At 53.5% G+C, this 17,749-nt stretch carries 17 protein-coding genes and 1 other annotated feature; of the genes, 15 read left to right on the top strand and 2 right to left on the bottom strand.

What is annotated here, in order from left to right:
• Positions 1-120: 120 nt before the first annotated feature.
• The 7 genes from MKY96_RS23490 to MKY96_RS23460 all read left to right on the top strand — a co-directional run bounded on the left by MKY96_RS23490 (position 121) and on the right by MKY96_RS23460 (position 6,842).
• A complete protein-coding gene (locus MKY96_RS23490) occupies positions 121-1,095 on the top strand; it encodes a DMT family transporter (RefSeq protein WP_340943742.1) in 975 nt (324 codons plus the stop codon).
• Between the two features lie 88 nt (positions 1,096-1,183).
• The gene (gene tsaE / locus MKY96_RS23485; protein ID WP_445321982.1) at positions 1,184-1,675 is read left to right on the top strand and encodes a tRNA (adenosine(37)-N6)-threonylcarbamoyltransferase complex ATPase subunit type 1 TsaE; all 492 of its coding nucleotides are present in this window, start codon (positions 1,184-1,186) and stop codon (positions 1,673-1,675) included.
• Positions 1,672-2,499 carry a tRNA (adenosine(37)-N6)-threonylcarbamoyltransferase complex dimerization subunit type 1 TsaB gene (gene tsaB, locus MKY96_RS23480; protein WP_340943740.1) on the top strand — a complete coding sequence of 276 codons (828 nt, stop codon included), beginning with the start codon at positions 1,672-1,674 and terminating at the stop codon, positions 2,497-2,499. Before tsaE ends, tsaB begins: the two co-directional genes overlap by 4 nt.
• Complete coding sequence (gene rimI, locus MKY96_RS23475) at positions 2,496-3,020, top strand: ribosomal protein S18-alanine N-acetyltransferase (protein WP_340943738.1); 525 nt, start codon at positions 2,496-2,498, stop codon at positions 3,018-3,020. Before tsaB ends, rimI begins: the two co-directional genes overlap by 4 nt.
• Positions 3,017-4,066, top strand: a complete 1,050-nt coding sequence (gene tsaD, locus MKY96_RS23470) for a tRNA (adenosine(37)-N6)-threonylcarbamoyltransferase complex transferase subunit TsaD (RefSeq protein ID WP_340943735.1) — start codon at positions 3,017-3,019, stop codon at positions 4,064-4,066. Before rimI ends, tsaD begins: the two co-directional genes overlap by 4 nt.
• 450 nt (positions 4,067-4,516) lie before the next feature.
• Positions 4,517-4,807: a binding site (T-box leader), on the top strand.
• Positions 4,808-4,882: 75 nt separating this feature from the next.
• Entirely contained in the window at positions 4,883-6,445 is a 1,563-nt protein-coding gene (locus MKY96_RS23465) for a 2-isopropylmalate synthase (RefSeq protein WP_340943733.1), read from the top strand.
• A gap of 211 nt (positions 6,446-6,656) precedes the next feature.
• Positions 6,657-6,842, top strand: coding sequence for a hypothetical protein (locus MKY96_RS23460; protein ID WP_340943731.1), 186 nt, complete (start codon positions 6,657-6,659; stop codon positions 6,840-6,842).
• A 429-nt stretch (positions 6,843-7,271) separates the two neighbouring features.
• Here the strand turns inward: MKY96_RS23460 and MKY96_RS23455 are convergent, their stop codons facing one another.
• Positions 7,272-9,227 (bottom strand): ABC-F family ATP-binding cassette domain-containing protein, encoded by a 1,956-nt coding sequence (locus tag MKY96_RS23455; protein WP_340943729.1) that lies wholly within the window; start codon positions 9,225-9,227, stop codon positions 7,272-7,274.
• A gap of 216 nt (positions 9,228-9,443) precedes the next feature.
• On the opposite strand from MKY96_RS23455, the gene MKY96_RS23450 reads away from it, so the two are divergent.
• The 7 genes from MKY96_RS23450 to groL all read left to right on the top strand — a co-directional run bounded on the left by MKY96_RS23450 (position 9,444) and on the right by groL (position 14,735).
• Entirely contained in the window at positions 9,444-10,106 is a 663-nt protein-coding gene (locus tag MKY96_RS23450) for a 5-formyltetrahydrofolate cyclo-ligase (protein WP_340943727.1), read from the top strand.
• Positions 10,097-10,573 (top strand): cyclic pyranopterin monophosphate synthase MoaC, encoded by a 477-nt coding sequence (gene moaC, locus MKY96_RS23445; protein WP_340943724.1) that lies wholly within the window; start codon positions 10,097-10,099, stop codon positions 10,571-10,573. Before MKY96_RS23450 ends, moaC begins: the two co-directional genes overlap by 10 nt.
• 91 nt (positions 10,574-10,664) lie before the next feature.
• The gene (locus tag MKY96_RS23440; RefSeq protein ID WP_036693720.1) at positions 10,665-11,150 is read left to right on the top strand and encodes a MogA/MoaB family molybdenum cofactor biosynthesis protein; all 486 of its coding nucleotides are present in this window, start codon (positions 10,665-10,667) and stop codon (positions 11,148-11,150) included.
• A 131-nt stretch (positions 11,151-11,281) separates the two neighbouring features.
• Positions 11,282-11,524 (top strand): twin-arginine translocase TatA/TatE family subunit, encoded by a 243-nt coding sequence (tatA, locus tag MKY96_RS23435; RefSeq protein ID WP_340943723.1) that lies wholly within the window; start codon positions 11,282-11,284, stop codon positions 11,522-11,524.
• A 137-nt stretch (positions 11,525-11,661) separates the two neighbouring features.
• Positions 11,662-12,426 carry a twin-arginine translocase subunit TatC gene (gene tatC, locus MKY96_RS23430; protein ID WP_340943721.1) on the top strand — a complete coding sequence of 255 codons (765 nt, stop codon included), beginning with the start codon at positions 11,662-11,664 and terminating at the stop codon, positions 12,424-12,426.
• Positions 12,427-12,730: 304 nt separating this feature from the next.
• Complete coding sequence (groES, locus tag MKY96_RS23425) at positions 12,731-13,012, top strand: co-chaperone GroES (protein WP_036723192.1); 282 nt, start codon at positions 12,731-12,733, stop codon at positions 13,010-13,012.
• Between the two features lie 88 nt (positions 13,013-13,100).
• Positions 13,101-14,735 carry a chaperonin GroEL gene (gene groL, locus MKY96_RS23420; protein ID WP_036723193.1) on the top strand — a complete coding sequence of 545 codons (1,635 nt, stop codon included), beginning with the start codon at positions 13,101-13,103 and terminating at the stop codon, positions 14,733-14,735.
• Between the two features lie 144 nt (positions 14,736-14,879).
• Here the strand turns inward: groL and MKY96_RS23415 are convergent, their stop codons facing one another.
• A complete protein-coding gene (locus MKY96_RS23415; protein ID WP_340943719.1) occupies positions 14,880-15,857 on the bottom strand; it encodes a tRNA dihydrouridine synthase in 978 nt (325 codons plus the stop codon).
• Between the two features lie 243 nt (positions 15,858-16,100).
• Between MKY96_RS23415 and MKY96_RS23410 the strand changes: the two genes are divergently transcribed.
• On the top strand, positions 16,101-17,744 hold the full coding sequence (locus MKY96_RS23410) for a clostripain-related cysteine peptidase (RefSeq protein ID WP_340943716.1): 1,644 nt from the start codon (positions 16,101-16,103) through the stop codon (positions 17,742-17,744).
• Positions 17,745-17,749: the final 5 nt, after the last annotated feature.

Genomic DNA, 17,749 nt, shown 5'->3' with positions numbered 1-17,749 from the left:
CCTTCCCTCACAGCTTCAACTGGCAACGGCCCCATAATTATAGCTGACACAGATATTGACGCCGGGAGTGGTGAGCCCCTATATTTGGGAGAAGAATTTTGACGAAAAGAGATGATGGAAGTGCGTCCGATATTGCTGGGTGTGTGCTCGGCGCTGTTTTTTGCGGTGACGTTTGTGCTGAACCGGAGGATGGAGCTTGCGGGAGGAAGCTGGGCGTGGAGCGCCTCGCTGCGGTACTTGTTCACGCTCCCGCTGCTGCTGGCGATTGTGGCCGGAAGAGGGAGGCTGAAGCCGCTGCTGGCTGCGATGAGAGAACGGCCCAGAGCCTGGCTGCTGTGGGGCACTGTCGGGTTCGGCCTGTTCTACGCGCCCATCTGCTTCGCCGCTGCCTATGCACCGGGCTGGCTGAGCGCAGGAACGTGGCAGATCACAATTATCTCCGGTTCGCTGCTGGCTCCGTTCTTCGGAGAATGGGTTAGCGGACCGGGAGGACGAGTATACATAAGAGGTAAAATCCCGCTGCGCGGGCTGCTCCTCTCCCTGATTATTCTCGCTGGAGTAGCGCTGCTGCAAGTGGAGCAGGCGCGGCAGCTTGCCCCTTCCCAGGTCCTGCTGGGCATTGTCCCGGTCCTTATCGCTTCCTTCGCCTATCCGCTCGGCAACCGTAAGATGATGGAGCTGTGCGGCGGCCAACTGGATGTATTCCAGCGGATTCTTGGTATGACGCTTGCCAGCCTGCCCTTCTGGCTGGCTGTCGCTCTGTATGGTATGGCAGATACAGGCCTGCCCTCCTCCCCGCAAATAGGACAATCAGTCATTGTTGCACTCAGTTCGGGAGTTGTGGCTACGGTGCTGTTTTTCCGGGCTACCGATCTGGTCCGGGGCAGCATGAGCAGTCTGGCAGCCGTGGAAGCGACCCAGTCACTGGAGGTGCTGTTCGCCTTGCTGGGGGAGATGCTCTTACTGGACTCGCCGCTGCCATCCCTCCTGTCATGGGCGGGGATTGCGGTCATTATTGGTGGTATGATGCTGCATAGCCTGTTCTCCCGGCATCCGGGGAAGCCTGCGGCGGCTCCGGCGTTCTCAACGGACTGACGGGCTGTTGCGGTGCAAGTAGCATACCGATATAATTAGAAGTATTGTTAACTGTTAAGGGATCTTCATAAAGGTGGTAGTTGCAGCTTTGGATAATAATACACAAACGGTGTTCACAACCCGTTCATTCAGCCTTCAGGATACGGAGGCACTTGCCGCCGCCATTGCTGCCGCGTCATCGGCGGGGATGGTTATCGGACTTGACGGGGATCTAGGTGCAGGCAAAACAGCGTTCTCGCAGTGCTATGCACGCCACTTGGGTGTGGAAGGTATTGTGAATAGTCCTACTTTTACCATTATCAAAGAGTATGAAGGACGTCTGCCGCTGTATCATATGGATGTATACCGGATATCGCTGCAGGAAGCGGACGAGCTGGGACTGGAAGAGTATTTCTACGGTCAGGGTGTGAGTCTGGTGGAATGGAGCCGAATCATTACTGAACTGATGCCGCCGCGGCATCTCCATATAGAGCTGAAGACCGCCGGCCCGGAGGAACGGGAGATTACGGTGACCGGAATCGGAGAGCCTTACGGCGAATTGTGCCGGATGCTGATCCAGAAGTGGGGTAAAGAAACATGACGAACTCGAATAATGAGCCGCGCAAGCGGTTTTTGGCGCTGGATACATCAACGGCAGTTCTGGGAGTGGCCGTGACTGGCGGCGGGGAGCTGCTGCATGAGATTAATGCTTCCGGGGAGCGGAACCATTCGGTTCATCTGCTGCCTATTATTGAGCAGGCACTTCAGGCGTCTGCCACTACAGCCGACAGAATCGGCGGAATCTCGGTCGGGATCGGCCCGGGCTCCTATACCGGAACACGGATTGCTGTGACTGCAGCCAAGACGCTGGCCTGGGCCTGGAACGTACCGGTTACCGGTGTATCCAGCCTGCATGCGCTGGCCTGGGGCGGATACCATGCGGCTTCTGCGCAGCAAGAGCAAGACGCTATAACTTCTGCGCCCGGCACGGCAGGAACAGACTGGATCATTCCGCTGATCGATGCCCGGCGGGGACAGGCATACACCGCTGTATTCGCGGCGGACGGGGACAAGCCGCCCCGGCGGCTGGCGCCGGATGCGATCCGGCTGATGGCCGACTGGGTGCAGGAGCTGGCGGTACGGCTGAAGGAAGCCGCAGCTGAGGGCAATCTGCCGGACACACTGTGGTTCGTAGGGGAGACGGCGCTGCACGGAAGTGCGGACATGCTGGCTCCGCTGATGGAAGCAGCCAACGTCCAGGCATTGCCTTATGAGCTGGAAGGACGCTGGACCGGATTTCTGGCGGAAGCGGGTCTCTACGAAGAGAGCGGAGATTTGCATACGCTGATTCCCAATTATACGCAGTTGTCGGAGGCGGAGGCGAATCTGCGCCGCAGCAGCGAAGGGAGCCTGAATACACGATGATCAAACCGGAACGTAGACCGGCTCAGGGGACTGAGCTTGTTTTTCGCCTGATGCGGCTGGAGGATGTGCCTGCGATTCTTGTGATTGAACGGGAGGCCTTCACCATGCCTTGGACAGAGGAAGCCTTCCGCAACGAGCTGACCCACAATCATTTTGCTAAATATATGGTAATGGAGCTGGCAGGGCATATTATTGGCTACGCAGGAATGTGGGCGATTGTCGATGAGGCGCATGTCACCAATATTGCACTGCTGGAGGCCTACCGGGGACGTAAATGGGGCGAGCGGCTGCTGGACGAGCTGATGAAGACGGCGGCTTATCTCGGCATGCAGTCGATCACGCTTGAAGTACGGGTCTCCAATGAAGTGGCCCAGAATTTATACCGCAAAAAAGGCTTCAAGCCTGCCGGTACCCGCAAGGGCTATTATTCGGACAACCGCGAGGACGCGCTCATCATGTGGGCCGATCTGCCGGAGTACGGGGAGCAAGCTGTAACGGAAGGAAGCGTGGACTTGAAATGAAGACAGACACGGGCGCAAGAGAGCCTGTATTGATTCTGGCAATTGAAACCAGCTGTGACGAGACCTCTGTAGCTGTAGTGAAGGATGGCTGTGAGGTGTTGTCCAACATCATCTCCAGCCAGATTGAGACCCACCGGGCATTCGGAGGTGTGGTGCCTGAAGTGGCCTCCCGCAAGCATGTCGAGGTGATTACGCTGGTCATTGAAGAGGCTTTAAGCGCGGCAGGCGTACGTCCGCAGGAGCTGACAGCAGTGGCGGTAACGCAGGGTCCGGGACTGGTGGGGGCGCTGCTGGTTGGAGTCGTGGCTGCCAAAAGCCTGGCGCTGGCCTGGGGCAAGCCGCTCATCGGCACACATCATATTGCCGGTCATATCTATGCCAACCGGCTGGTCAAGGAATTGAAGTATCCGGGTATGACGCTGGTGGTGTCAGGGGGGCATACGGAGCTGGTGCATATGGAGCGGGAAGGAAGCTTCCGGATCATCGGGCGCACCCGTGACGATGCCGTCGGCGAGGCGTACGACAAAGTGGCGCGGGCCCTGGGCTTCCCTTATCCGGGAGGGCCGCATGTGGACAAGCTGGCGCATGAAGCGGAGGAAGCCTTCGCTCTGCCGCGTGTGTGGCTGGAGCCGGGCTCGTATGACTTCAGCTTCAGCGGACTGAAGTCCGCGGTGCTGAACGCGGTGAATCAGAGCAAGATGAAGGGGCTTATGCCGGATGTCGCGGCTATTGCGCGCGGCTTCCAGGAATCCGTAGTTGAAGTGCTGGTCGAGAAGGCGATCCGTGCCGTCCGTGAATACCACGCGGAGCAGCTTCTGCTCTGCGGAGGGGTAGCGGCGAACAAGGGGCTGCGCGAAGCCCTGATCCGGCGCTGCGGAACAGAAGGGATTGAGCTGATTATCCCTCCTCCCGTGTATTGTACGGATAATGCGGCGATGATTGGTGCCGCAGCTTATGTGAAATGGAGACATGAAGGCGGAATTCCGCTGGATATGGTAGCTGATCCCGGTTATTCGCTGGAGAAATGGTCGGTATCTGCCTATTGACTTTTGCAGAAGCCGCCGGGTATAATCAGTTCAATTCAATCATCTTATATTTGAACAAACGCAAGGATCGGAAGCAGTAAGGTCACTCCGGGATAAGAGAGCTGCGGGAAGGTGCGACGCAGTCGATGGAGACCTGAACTCGTCCGGGAGCGGAGCGGTGGAAGCAGGTAGCTCTTTGAACAGGAGCGCTGGCCGGTACAGGATGTAATCCGGCAACCTTAGGTACACCGTTACGGTTAACCTCCGTGAGAGGGTGGTCAGTCAAGGCTGGACGGAGTGGTAACATTCCGGGAACCTTGCAGACATGGAGTGGGTATCGCAGAACAGCTGGAAGATTAGCGGGTTCGGATATCAACAAGAGTGGTACCGCGACAGTGAACAGCCTGTCGTCTCTTGAATGAGACGGGAGGCTTTTTTTGTGCACATTTTGTGAGAAGAAGTTTATAGGAATGACACGCAAGGATCGGGAGCAGTAGACGGCCAAGGTGAACAGAGAGCTGCGGGGAGGTGCGACGCAGACACCGGAGGCCGGCGAATCTCGCCCGTGAGCGGAGCGGCGGAAAGTGCTACAGGTACGCTGCTACGGATGTCCCCGTTACCGGACTATTCAGATCTTTAGAGCTTCCGTTAATCGGGGCTGCGAGTCTGATACTAAGCTGGACGCAGCCAGGACTTCTGACATCAGGGAGCCTATGCGTCAAAAAGAGTGGTACCGCGGAGGGCTGACCCCCCGTCTCTTTATAAGAGACGGGGGGTCTTTGTGCTTTTTAAGAGGCAGCCCTCCATGATATAAACCTAATTTGAGGAGGAATTACGATGATTATTCCGGTAAAGAAACGTATTCAGATTTTTGACACGACGCTGCGCGATGGGGAGCAGGCCCCGGGAGCCAGTCTTACCCCTGAGCAAAAGATTATTCTGGCCGGCAAGCTGGCGGACCTGGGAGTGGATGTCATGGAGCCGGGATTCCCTGTATCCAGCCCGGGGGATTTCGCTGCGGTGGAGACGATCTCCCGCAACATTCAGGGCGTGGAGATCTGCGGCTTCGCACGTGCAGTCAAGGGGGATATCGATGCTGCTGTACGGGCCACCCGGGATGCCGCGCGGCGGCGGATTCATCTGTTCATCTCCTCCTCCGACATCCACCTGCGCCATCAGCTGCGCATGAGCCGCCCTGAGGTTGTAGCAGTTGCCAGAGAGATGACCGCTTATGCCCGCCAGTTCTGCGATGTGGTAGAGTTCACTGCAATGGATGCTGCACGGACGGGCATCGACGATCTGATTGAGATGGTCGAAGCGGTGATTGAAGAGGGCGCTTCGATTATCAATCTGCCGGACACGGTAGGCTATGCGCTGCCGCAGGAATACGGGGAGATGTTCCGCCGTGTGCGGCTTGGAGCCCGGGGCGGCGACAAGGTCATCTACAGCGCCCACTGCCACAACGATCTGGGCCTCGCCGTAGCGAACAGCCTGGCGGCCATTGAAGGCGGCGCTACACAGATTGAGGTCACGGTCAACGGTGTGGGCGAGCGGACCGGCAACTGTGCGCTGGAGGAGCTGGTCATGGCGCTGGAGACACGCGGAGAGGCTATCGGCGCCGAGACTGGAATCGTGCTGGATAAGCTGTATGACACCTCGCGGATGATCAGCGGGGCGATGCATTTCCCGATTGCCTTCAACAAGCCGGTGGTCGGGCGCAATGCCTTCCAGCATGAATCCGGCATCCATCAGGACGGTCTGCTGAAGGACCGCAGCACCTACGAGATTATGGACCCGGAGCGGCTGGGCATCCCGCGCAGCATGATTATCCTCGGCAAGCATTCCGGCAGGCATGCGCTGAAGGACCGCGCCGCGAAGTATGGCATTGCTCTGGATTCGGCGGAGCTGGACGCGCTCTACGCATCCTTCAAGGAGACGGCTGACCGCCAGAAGGCCGTCAGCGATGATGAGCTGCTGCGGATGGTCAGCAGCACCACAGGACAGCAGGCGCAGGTCTATGCGCTCGGCGAGGTCCAGGTCCTGGCCGGCAGCGCGCCGCGCCGCGTGGCTGCAGTGACGGTGCGCCATCTGCAGAGCGGCGCAGAGACGACCCAGACCAGCACCGGAGACGGTCCGCTGGAAGCAATCATTGCCGCTATAGGGCAAGGGATTGCCGAGGATATCCGCTTCGACGGGCTGGAGCTGCATTCCCTCGGCAGCGGCGGGAATGCCCAGGCCGAGGCCGCCGTCATGGTGGAGTGGAAGGACACCAAGTTCCGGGGCACGGCCATCCATCACGATATCGTGATGGCCGCAGGCATTGCTTACATCGCCGCCTGTAATGCAGCGCTGCTGTCGGAATCGGAGGTGCCCTCTCCCGGCTCGGCGGTGAACAGTTAAACAGCTAGAGACCAAAGAACAGAGCGAAGTTACCGCGCGGGTTCAACGCTTTTCAAGGACCGGATGCCTATGCCATGTCACCGACATCGGCAGAGGCATCTTTGCTGTCAGGGGCTGGCAGGGCGGCGTATGGCCAAATGTATACGAAAAACCGAACACATTATATGCCGCGACGGCTGACGGGCGCATTGTAGTCGAAAAACCGACCACAATGCGTCGGATGAGGGTATGCGAGCCAAATGTAGTCGGAAAACCGACCACAATGCGCCGGATGAAGGTACGCGAGCCAAATGTAGTCGGAAAACCGACCACAATGCGCCGGATGAAGGTACGCGAGCCAAATGTAGTCGGAAAACCGACTACAATGCGCCGGATGAGGTACGCGAGCCAAATGTAATCGAAAAACCGACCACATTCGGCGTTGCGTGGGAGCGTGGGCCGGATGGCGGGCAAGTGGGCATTCATATCGCCTAAACCTAACATGATTTTTGCCCCGTGCGGCATTTGTCAACCTGTGGACAACGTTATCCACATATTCCGCACGAGTTGTGTAAAAACCGTGTAAAATCAGCAATAACGCCTTTTTTGCGAGCACCATAAACAAGAGGTTATGCTATGAAACAAAATTGTGAGAATTGTGGATAATGTGGATAATTCGGTGGATAAAAAGTCCTTGACAAGCAAAGTAGCCATTTTACGCATGAAAAAAGCCCCGAAGGGCTAATTTTAGATGATAGTTATGCACGGAAACTGTGGATGAGGCTGTGGATAACCAGATTTGAACAAATTGGAAACTGTTAAAATTTTTTTTTGATGCGTCTTTACATTAGTCCTCAGCCAGTTTCTCCCATTCGCTAAATAAATCTCCCAGCTCGCGTTTTTTGTCCTTAAGCTCACTTTCATGCTCCTGAAGCGCCATATAATCCTGATACACCTCAGGTTTAGTCATTTCATGCTCAATTCCCGAGATGGCTTCCTCCAGCTTCGCGATTTTCTCTTCCAGTTCGGAGATGCGGCGCAGGCGGTTCCGTTCCTCACGTTTAGCCTGCTTGTCCGCCTCATAGGAGAGGGAGCTGCCTTTCTCGGCGGATATCGCTTCAATGTCGGCACTTCTGGAGGACTTGGCGGCGGCAAGCTCGGCTTCCTCTTCGGCAATCGCTTTGAGCTCGAGCTTTTTCTCAACATAGTCGTCATAATTGCCCAAATACTGATCAATTCCGTCGGGGTGCAGCTCAAGTACCCGTTCAGCCATCTTGTTGAGGAAATAACGGTCATGGGAAATGAACAGCAGGGTGCCTTCAAAATCGATCAGGGCCGATTCGAGCACCTCGCGGCTGACGAGATCCAGATGGTTGGTAGGCTCATCGAGAATGAGCATATTGGCTCCGCGAAGCATCAGCTTGGACAGGGCCACCCGGGCCTTCTCGCCGCCGCTCAGCGCAGCTACCTTCTTAAGTACATCCTCGCCGCTGAACAGGAAGTTGCCGAGAATTGTACGGATTCGGGCCTCCTCCAGCATCGGATATTCACTCCACAGCTCCTCCAGCACCGTATTGCGCGGATTCAGCCGGGTCTGCTCCTGGTCGTAGTAGGCGATCTTCACCTTGGTTCCCCAGTTCACGGTTCCGCGGGAAGGCTCGCGGGTGCCGGTCATGCATTGCAGCAGTGTGGACTTCCCGATCCCGTTCGGTCCGATCAGCGCCGCTGTCTCGCCGCGCCGCAGCTCGAAGGAGGCGTTGCGGAAGAGCGGTGCAGCCTCAGGACTGAAAGAGACTGCGACCTCCCGGACTTGCAGCACTTCCTTGCCGGACATGAAGTCAGGCTCGAAGGAGAAGCTGGCCTTCTTAAGGTCGCCCAGCGGCTTGTCGATACGCTCCATCTTGTCGAGGGCCTTGCGGCGGCTCTGTGCCCGCTTGGTGGTGGAGGCCCGGACAATGTTGCGCTGCACGAAATCCTCCATCCGTGAAATTTCGTCCTGCTGCTTCTCATACTGCTTCATACGAATCTCGTATTCCGCAGCCTTCAGCTCCATATAGCGGCTGTAGTTGCCTGTGTATCTGCGCGATTGGTGCCGCTCGATCTCCACGATGGTCGTCACCAGGCGGTCAAGGAAATACCGGTCATGGGATACGACCAGGATGCCTCCGGCGTAACCGCGCAGATAATCCTCCAGCCAGGTGAGCGTCTCGATGTCCAGATGGTTAGTCGGCTCATCGAGCATGAGCAGATCAGGCGCTTGAAGCAGGATGCGGGCCAGTGCCAGACGTGTCTTCTGGCCTCCACTTAAGGTAGAGATTGGAGTATCCGGTGCGAACTCCCCGAAGCCCATCCCGTGCAGCACGCTGCGGATACGCGTATTGATCTCATAGCCGCCGTGATCCTTGAACCAGTCAGAGCGTCTGGCATAACGCTCCAGCAGATCCTCATAACGCTTCGGATCTTCGGCAAGTGCCGGATCGGCGATATCCGTCTCCAGCTGCCGCAGCTCGGCCTCTGCCTCCAGCAGCGGCGCAAATACCGCGAGCATCTCTTCCTGTATGGTGTTATCCGACTGCAGGCCGCTGTTCTGGGCCAGATAGCCAATCGTAGTCTCTTTAGACTTATGAATTTGTCCGCTGTCATAAGACATCTCACCCGCGAGAATCTGCAGAAAGGTCGATTTGCCTGCTCCGTTGACGCCAACCAGCCCGACTCTCTCCCTCTCGTTCACCATTAGGCTAATGCCGTCCAGCACGCTTTGTATACCGTATGATTTCGTAATTCCTGTCGCTTGAAGAAGCATTCTGATGAAACCTCCGCCCTTGCAAATTGGCCTCGGCGGCTTGCGCCCAGGCGATTGTCTAATCTTATTCTCCAGTTTACATGAAAAAGGTGGGGCGTGCGAGGTCCATTCTGCTAACAAGGGGAATGAATCAACCTTGGCGAACCGGTGAGAAGAGTGGTAAACTGAGCTTACAAACTATGATAAGCTAGGAACAAGTGAAGGAGGAGGCTGCCTATGCAGGAGCACAGCATGCAGCTTGCCGGGCGGAAGCACGAGCTTCGCACCGGGAATACCGCGCTCCGCGATGCCTTGCCCATGGAGCAGCGGGAGCTGTTATCCGCCCGGGTGTGCGCCCATGCCTGGAGCTGGTTCTCGCAGGAAGGCGCAGCTTCACTGCTTGCGTATGCGCCGTTTCGCTCCGAGCTGGACTGCCGTCCGCTTCTTGCGGCGGCATGGGCGGAAGGGCATGAGGTGCTGCTTCCCCGCGTCAACCGGGAGAGCGGTGACTTAAGCCTTCACCAGGTAAGCTCCTGGGATGAGCTTGTCCCTGGAACCTACGGGATCATGGAGCCGCCGGCCGGAAGTGCTGCTCTTGCCGGCCCCCTCGCGCAAGCAGGACGGAGAACCGGCTGGCCGGAAGTTATCTTCGTGCCCGGACTGGCCTTTGACCAGCGTGGCGGACGTCTCGGCTATGGACGAGGATATTATGACCGCCTGCACACCGCATTGGAGACAGGGGTCCCCGGTACGGCTGCCAAGCCTATGTGGATTGGTCTGGCCTACGGCCTCCAGCTGGTACCGGAAGTACCGCTTGAGGAGCATGATGCCTTAATGGATCTGCTGATTACGGAGAACGGCATCTGGGATTGCCGGAAGGAGAGGGCTACATGGAATTAACTCATTTCAACGAGCAGGGCAGAGCCCGCATGGTGGATGTGAGCGACAAGGAAGTTACCAGGCGGACAGCGGCAGCCAGAAGCCAGGTACATATGGCCCCGGAGACGCTGGATGCCATTAAGGCGGGAACGATCCGCAAAGGCGATGTGCTTGCGGTAGCTCAGGTTGCAGGAATCATGGCGGCGAAGCAGACTGCAAGCTGGATTCCCATGTGCCACCCGCTGCCGCTTACCGGAGTGGATATCCGCTTCATGGATAACAACAAAGATGAACTATATATAGAAGCAACCGTCAGCACTACCGGTAAGACCGGGGTGGAGATGGAGGCGCTCACTGCCGTATCGGCAGCGGCGCTGACAGTATATGATATGTGCAAGGCGCTGCAGAAGGACATGATTATCGGACCTACGATGCTGGTGTCCAAGAGCGGCGGCAAGAATGGGGATTACGCGCTGGAAGCAGAATAGAGCAGCAGCAGGGAATGATACAGCCGAAGGCGCAGCGGCAGCTGCTTCAGCAGCCGGATATACATAGTACATAGAGAGGGAGGGACAACCTATGGCGTGGAAAACAGCAATCCTGACGGCCAGCGATAAAGGGGCCAGGGGCGAACGGGAAGACACGAGCGCCCAGGTGATTCGGGAGCTGGTGGAGGAGGAGCTGGGCGGCGAGATCATTGAATACCGGATCGTGCCTGATGAGCAGGATGAGATTATTGCTGCACTGATTGAGCTTACGGATTATTTCCAGGCGGATCTGGTGCTGACAACCGGCGGAACCGATCTGGCCATCCGCGATGTTACGCCGGAGGCGACGCGGCGGGTCATTGAACGCGAAGTGCCCGGACTCTCCGAGGCGATGCGCAGTACGGTGATGCAGAAGAACCGCGCAGCTATGCTGTTCCGGGGAATCTGCGGCATCCGTGGAAGAACTCTGATTGTCAATCTGCCCGGTACCCCGAAGGGGGTACATGAGAATCTGGCGGCGATTATGGATCAGCTTCCGGAGGCTCTGTTAATGGTTACGGGACAATACCGCCAGTAATCGGACTCTGCTCTATTCACTTTTGTCTAAATCGTTCAGGATACACAATGGATGTGTGATATAAGTTATGGTATTATTATTTTATCGTTAACTATTGTCATGAACGGACAGAAGGATGGGAGGAAACCGGTATGTTAGGTGGTATTGGCACACCCGGAATTATCTTGTTGGTTATCTTGGCGTTGCTGCTCTTCGGTCCCAATAAGCTTCCTGAGCTGGGGCGGGCAGTCGGACGTACCTTCCGTGAATTCAAGGACGGTGCACGGGAGATTGTGAACGAGCCGGAAGCGGCCAAGCGGGGCGATACAGTTGCTCCTGCGGCGGCGCAGACGGCTGCAGCAGAACTTCCGCAGGACCGCCGTCTGCCGGAATAATTTTAAGGTTCCCACGCAGGGGCGTCTTTCCCAGGTCTGCTTTTAGACCGGGGCGGCGCCCTTTTTTTGAAATAGAAATTATAAGTTCACGATATAACTTATCTATTGCTAATATGTCAATCCGGGTGGTGTCAGTCATGTCTCTGGAAGAGGAAGAAATGTCCCTCGTCGATCATCTGACGGAGCTGCGCAGACGTCTTATCTACGTGCTGATCGTGTTCGTAGCAGGACTTGTGCTCGGCTTATTCGTCGCCAAGCCAATCTATCTGTACCTGATCAGCGCCGATGCTGCGCAAGGCTTCGTCCTGCATGCGTTCTCCTTCTGGGATGGAATCGGGATGTATATGAAGATCGCTATGGCGGTCTCGCTGGTCTTCTCCGTGCCGTTTATCGCCTTCCAGCTATGGGCGTTCATCAGCCCCGGCCTGCGGCCTGTGGAGCGGAGCGCTGCCCTGCGTTATGTGCCTTATGTGTTTGTATTGTTTATTGCCGGCATTGCTTTTGCCTATTACATAGTGTTCCCTATGGCCTTATCCTTCACCATCTCGATTACGCGGAATATGGGGCTTGAGGAGACCTACGGCATCGCCGAATACTTCGATTTCCTGTTCAGTCTGGTGATTCCGCTGGCCCTGCTCTTCGAGCTGCCGCTGATTGTCATGTTCCTGACCAAGCTCAGGGTGCTGAACCCGCTGCGTCTGCGCAAGATGCGCCGTTATGCCTATTTCGCGCTTGTGTTCATTGCTGTGGTCATTACACCGCCTGATTTCATCTCGGACTTTCTGGTGACGATTCCGCTGCTTGTGCTGTATGAATTCAGTGTGTTTCTGTCCGCATTCGTCTACCGCAGGCAGTTGGCTGAGGACGCTAAGCGGGAGGCGCGGTATGTGAAGGCAGATTAGTGGGAGGGGGGCATAATATGCCCCTTGCTGGATAGAATGTAGGAGAGTGCGGGCCGGACAAGCGCTGAAACCATAATTTTGGCAAAAACAAATACGATTTTGTGTAAAAGGACTTGAAATCCGTCTTCAAGTTGAGTATCATAAAAATTGTTGTTAGCACTACAGAGGGTTGAGTGCTAACGCTGCTGAAAAACCGGGATTGGCCGGAGCAACATTCCGTAAGGGATGCTGATGGCGCAGATCCCCGCAGCTCTATCTATGTTTTCAAAGCAAAACACATAATTTCAAAGGAGGCTATTTTTTCATGATTAAACCACTAGGTGAACGCGTATTGGTAGAACCAAGCGAGCAGCAGGAAACCACTTCTTTCGGGATCGTGCTTCCGGACTCTTCCAAAGAGAAGCCGCAAGAAGGTACTATTATCGCTGTAGGCAGCGGAGCTTTGAAAGACGGAGTCCGTGTAGCGCTGGAAGTGAAAGAAGGCGACCGTGTGCTTTTCTCGAAATATGCCGGAACTGAAATCAAATACGAAGGCAAAGAATATCTGATTATGAAAGAAAGCGACATTCACGCTATTCTTGACTAGTCTTAAGCGTCGCTCATAAGTCAGATTTAGAGTACTTATACACAAGCTAAGATTACGTTCACAATAATATTAGGAGGTTAACTATACAATGGCAAAAGAAATTAAGTTCAGTGAAGATGCTCGCCGTGCAATGCTGCGCGGGGTTGATGCTTTGGCAAATGCAGTAAAGGTTACACTGGGTCCAAAAGGCCGTAACGTGGTGCTGGAGAAGAAATTCGGCAGCCCGCTGATCACCAATGACGGTGTGACTATCGCCAAGGAAATCGAACTGGAAGATGCCTTCGAGAACATGGGCGCACAGCTCGTTAAAGAAGTAGCTACCAAGACTAACGATGTAGCCGGTGACGGTACTACAACTGCAACGGTTCTGGCTCAGGCTATGATCCGCGAAGGTCTGAAGAACGTAACTGCAGGCGCTAACCCGATGGTTATGCGTAAAGGGATCGACAAAGCAGTGAAGGCTGCTGTCGCTGAACTGCAGAATATCGCTAAGCCGATTGTGGATTCCCAAGCGATCGCACAAGTAGCTGCAATCTCCGCTGCTGACGAAGAAGTGGGCCAACTGATTGCTGAAGCTATGGAAAAAGTCGGCAAAGACGGCGTTATCACCGTTGAAGAATCCCGCGGATTCCTGACAGAGCTTGAAGTGGTTGAAGGTATGCAGTTCGACCGTGGATACATTTCTCCGTACATGATCACAGATACGGACAAGATGGAAGCCGTTCTGGAGAACCCGTACATCCTGATCACAGACAAGAAAATCAGCAGCACGCAAGAAATTCTTCCACTCTTGGAGAAGATCGTTCAACAGGCGCGTCCGCTGGTAATCATCGCTGAAGATATCGAAGGCGAAGCTCAGGCGATGCTGATTGTGAACAAGCTGCGCGGAACGTTCAATGCTGTAGCGGTTAAAGCTCCTGGCTTCGGCGACCGCCGTGAAGCTATGCTGCAGGATATCGCTGCTCTGACAGGCGGCCAAGTGATCACTGAGAAGCTTGGACTGGATCTCAAGAGCACTTCTATCGAGCAACTGGGTAACGCCCGTCAAGTGCGCGTAACCAAAGAAAACACTACAATTGTAGACGGAAGCGGCGACAAGGCGGACATCAATGCACGCGTTAGCCAAATCCGTTCCCAGCTGGAAGAAACGACTTCCGAGTTCGACAAAGAAAAACTGCAGGAGCGTCTGGCAAAATTGGCTGGCGGCGTAGCCGTTGTCAAAGTCGGTGCTGCTACTGAAACTGAACTGAAAGAGCGCAAGCTCCGCATCGAAGATGCCCTGAACGCAACCCGCGCTGCGGTTGAAGAAGGTATCGTATCCGGTGGGGGTACAGCTCTTGTGAACGTATATGCTGCTGTAGCTGCTGTTGTAGCTGAAGGCGACGAAAGAACTGGCGTGAACCTCGTGCTGCGCGCACTGGAAGAGCCTGTCCGCACCATCGCTGCTAACGCAGGCCAGGAAGGTTCCGTTATCGTGGACCGTCTGAAAAAAGAAGCTATCGGCATCGGCTACAACGCTGCTACCGATGAGTGGGTAAACATGTTCGAAGCAGGGATCGTTGACCCTGCCAAGGTAACCCGTTATGCGCTGCAGAACGCAGCATCCGTAGCGGCTATGTTCCTGACCACTGAAGCGGTTATCGCTGACAAGCCAGAACCAGCCGCTGCTGGTGGCGGAATGCCAGATATGGGCGGCATGGGCGGTATGGGCGGCATGATGTAATAAGGGTGACAAACCCTTATGCATTAAGGGTTTCCTGAGAAGGAAACACCGTTTGACCACATGATGCAAAAATAAGAGGCTTCCTATGAGTTCATTGAACTTGTGGGAAGCCTCTTTTTCATAGCTCAAATCTTTTAATATTCTTCAATCTAATTTCTGATCTAAAAGAGGTTTTACTAAACGACGCACTTCGTCTGTTGAAGTGGTTTCCATTAATTGGTCTCTTAGTTCGTCTGCGCCTCTAAATCCACGAACATAGATTTTGAAATAACGAAGAAGTGGTCTAAATGAACGTGGCAAGGTTTCTGTTGAATATTTATCGTGAAGATCCAACTGTAAAAGAAGTAAACTGAGAAAATCCTTCGCGCTATGTTCTTTAGAGTCTTTCTCAAAAGCAAATGGATTAGTGAAAATGCCGCGGCCAATCATGATACCATCAACGCCGTATTGTTCAACTATTTTTAATCCTGTTGCGCGGTCCGGAATATCTCCATTAATGGTTAACAACGTATTTGGGGCAATTTCATCGCGCAATTTTTTTATTTCAGGAATTAGTTCCCAGTGTGCAGCTACTTTACTCTTCTCTTTTTTGGTACGAAGGTGAATGGACAGATTCGCAATATCTTGTTTCAATATATGTCCTAACCAATCGCGCCACTCATCAATTTTAGAGTAACCTAATCTTGTTTTAACACTAACCGGCAATCCACCTGCTTTTGCTGCTTGAATAATTTCTGCTGCAACTTCAGGATGGCGTATTAATCCGGCCCCTTTTCCACTGGCTGCGGCGTTTTGTGCTGGGCATCCCATGTTTATATCGATGCCACGAAAACCAAGTTTTTTCATATCAATACTCATCTGTTCAAAAAGTGCAGGTTTATTGCCCCAAATATGAGCGACAATCGGTTGCTCATCAGCTGTGAACATTAACCGGCCACCTACATTTTCTTTCCCAACAGGGTGACAATAATTTTCTGCGCTTGTGAATTCTGTGAAAAATACGTCAGGTTTTGCAGCTTCACTGATGACGTGACGAAATACAATATCTGTGACGTCTTCCATTGGAGCTAATATAAAAAACGGTTTCGGTAAATCCAGCCAAAAGTTTGGTTCGTTACTCATATTATCTTCTCCTGTTGCAACATATAAAAACGATATAATCTATAGCAAAGTCTTTTACCCATCATACATAGTATCATTATTTTTCGTTTGATGCACAATGGTGTGAACGACGGACACATTTGTGGTGTCTGCCAAAGTCGAGCGGCAAGCGCGAACTTAAAGATTTCTTTAACTTTCACACAGGGGTTAATCCGCCATGTAGAATTGTAGCTTAATAGGATTAATCAATTGAAGGGCCGGAACATGATGACAAAAATCAGAGGTTTTATCATTTTTTTAATCTTTCTTCTTGCAATAACTCCATCAACAGCAGCGGCACAAAGCTCCAGCTATGCAGAAGCGCTTAACCGCTTGGGATTGTTCAGTGGAACGGAGAATGGGTATGAGCTGTCGCGGGTGCCCACCAGAGCAGAAGCCCTTGTAATGATGCTGCGTCTGTGGGGGAAGGAGAAAGAGGTCCTGAAAAGCACCTACAAAAGTCCATTTACTGATACAGGGTGGGAAAGCCGCTACGTGTCGTATGCCTATACCAAGGGTGTCGTTAATGGAATAGATGAGTTTCGTTTTGGCGGTAACCGGCCCGTCTCGCTTAACCAGTATTGTTCAATGGTTTTAAGGGTATTGGGATATTCAGAAACAAAGGGCGACTTCACTTATGGAACCGCAGTTTCTTTTGCCTCAACCGTTCTGGGAATAGACCTTACCCAAGAACGCGGATTCAACCGGGGAACGCTCGCAAAAATAAGCAGTTATGTTCTAAACACAAGACCCAAAAACCAGCTTCCCACGCTAGGTCAAACCCTTAGTACAGCAAATATTTTCACCACGCAAGCTTTAAACGAGGCAATGGCACTTTGGGAGCAGGATAAAAGGTTGAATGGAACGACGATTTTAATCTATGCAGTGGGTTCTGACCTTGAATCACAGCAAGGCCGGCTAACCGATGACTTGGAAGAAATTTTGCGCGGTCAACCCAACCAAAATACGAAAATCCTGCTGCAAACAGGCGGAACGCTCAAATATCACAACAAATATATGACCGATGGGACATCCGAACGCTTTGAAGTTAGTCATGGACAACTTCAAAAGCACGAAAGCCATATCCAAACTGCCGCATCAGACCCTAGAACACTGAGGGACTTTCTTGTATGGGGCAAAGCCGTTGCACCAAGTGAACGTTATATCCTGATTCTATGGGACCATGGGTATGGAACAATGGGCGGATTTGGCGCAGACGAGCTAAATGAACGAAAAACGATGAAGGTCTCGGAGCTTTCCCAAGCGATCGGTTCATTAGATATGTATTTCGACTTAATCGTCTTTGATGCCTGTCTTATGGGCACCGTTGAAACTGCCTATGCGCTTAGAGATCAGGGCAAATATCTCATAGCTTCTGAAGATTCAACCCCCGCAGCAGGCTTGTACTATACCACATGGATAGATGCGCTAGAGCGAAACCCGCAGATCAGCACTGAAAGGATAGGACGTTTAATTTTAGACTCCTTTACCCTTCATTCAGGGATGGAAGCTAAGATGCAAACCACCCTATCAATGCTGAAGCTGTCTCAGGCGGAATCCTTGGTTAAGGCCATAGTAAATGCAAAATTTGATCTCTCCCTAACAGACCTTGCAAACCGCTCAGAGCTATTAGGCAAAAACGACGGGATATTCGATCAATATGATCTTATAGAGCTTATGGGACAATCATCAGAAATCACTGCTGCCGCCCAAGCACTTGCCTTCGAAGTAAGAAATTCAGCAGGTTATAAAAACCGCAACGGTGTGGCTTTATATGTTCCTAGCAGAAAAATCGCACGCATACATGAAATGAAAGAAGAACTGCAAGCTATGGGTCTAAGTTCAAAGTATATAGAAACGATTTTCTAACGAGG

Origin of the sequence: Paenibacillus sp. FSL R7-0302 (genome assembly GCF_038006885.1) — a bacterium.
Classification (GTDB): Bacteria; Bacillota; Bacilli; order Paenibacillales; family Paenibacillaceae; genus Paenibacillus_AQ.
The sequence above is the reverse complement of the archived record's forward strand: the minus strand, read 5'-3'. Positions and strand labels throughout refer to the sequence as shown.

Coding starts and splice junctions, on each gene's coding strand:
- MKY96_RS23455 (WP_340943729.1), bottom strand. CDS start 9,227: ATGCTTCTTCAAGCGACAGGAATTACGAAATCATACGGTATACAAAGC.
- groL (WP_036723193.1), top strand. CDS start 13,101: ATGGCAAAAGAAATTAAGTTCAGTGAAGATGCTCGCCGTGCAATGCTG.
- tsaD (WP_340943735.1), top strand. CDS start 3,017: ATGAAGACAGACACGGGCGCAAGAGAGCCTGTATTGATTCTGGCAATT.
- moaC (WP_340943724.1), top strand. CDS start 10,097: ATGGAATTAACTCATTTCAACGAGCAGGGCAGAGCCCGCATGGTGGAT.
- tatA (WP_340943723.1), top strand. CDS start 11,282: ATGTTAGGTGGTATTGGCACACCCGGAATTATCTTGTTGGTTATCTTG.
- MKY96_RS23410 (WP_340943716.1), top strand. CDS start 16,101: ATGATGACAAAAATCAGAGGTTTTATCATTTTTTTAATCTTTCTTCTT.
- tatC (WP_340943721.1), top strand. CDS start 11,662: ATGTCTCTGGAAGAGGAAGAAATGTCCCTCGTCGATCATCTGACGGAG.
- tsaB (WP_340943740.1), top strand. CDS start 1,672: ATGACGAACTCGAATAATGAGCCGCGCAAGCGGTTTTTGGCGCTGGAT.
- MKY96_RS23450 (WP_340943727.1), top strand. CDS start 9,444: ATGCAGGAGCACAGCATGCAGCTTGCCGGGCGGAAGCACGAGCTTCGC.
- groES (WP_036723192.1), top strand. CDS start 12,731: ATGATTAAACCACTAGGTGAACGCGTATTGGTAGAACCAAGCGAGCAG.
- MKY96_RS23440 (WP_036693720.1), top strand. CDS start 10,665: ATGGCGTGGAAAACAGCAATCCTGACGGCCAGCGATAAAGGGGCCAGG.
- MKY96_RS23415 (WP_340943719.1), bottom strand. CDS start 15,857: ATGAGTAACGAACCAAACTTTTGGCTGGATTTACCGAAACCGTTTTTT.
- MKY96_RS23460 (WP_340943731.1), top strand. CDS start 6,657: ATGCGTCGGATGAGGGTATGCGAGCCAAATGTAGTCGGAAAACCGACC.
- MKY96_RS23465 (WP_340943733.1), top strand. CDS start 4,883: ATGATTATTCCGGTAAAGAAACGTATTCAGATTTTTGACACGACGCTG.
- rimI (WP_340943738.1), top strand. CDS start 2,496: ATGATCAAACCGGAACGTAGACCGGCTCAGGGGACTGAGCTTGTTTTT.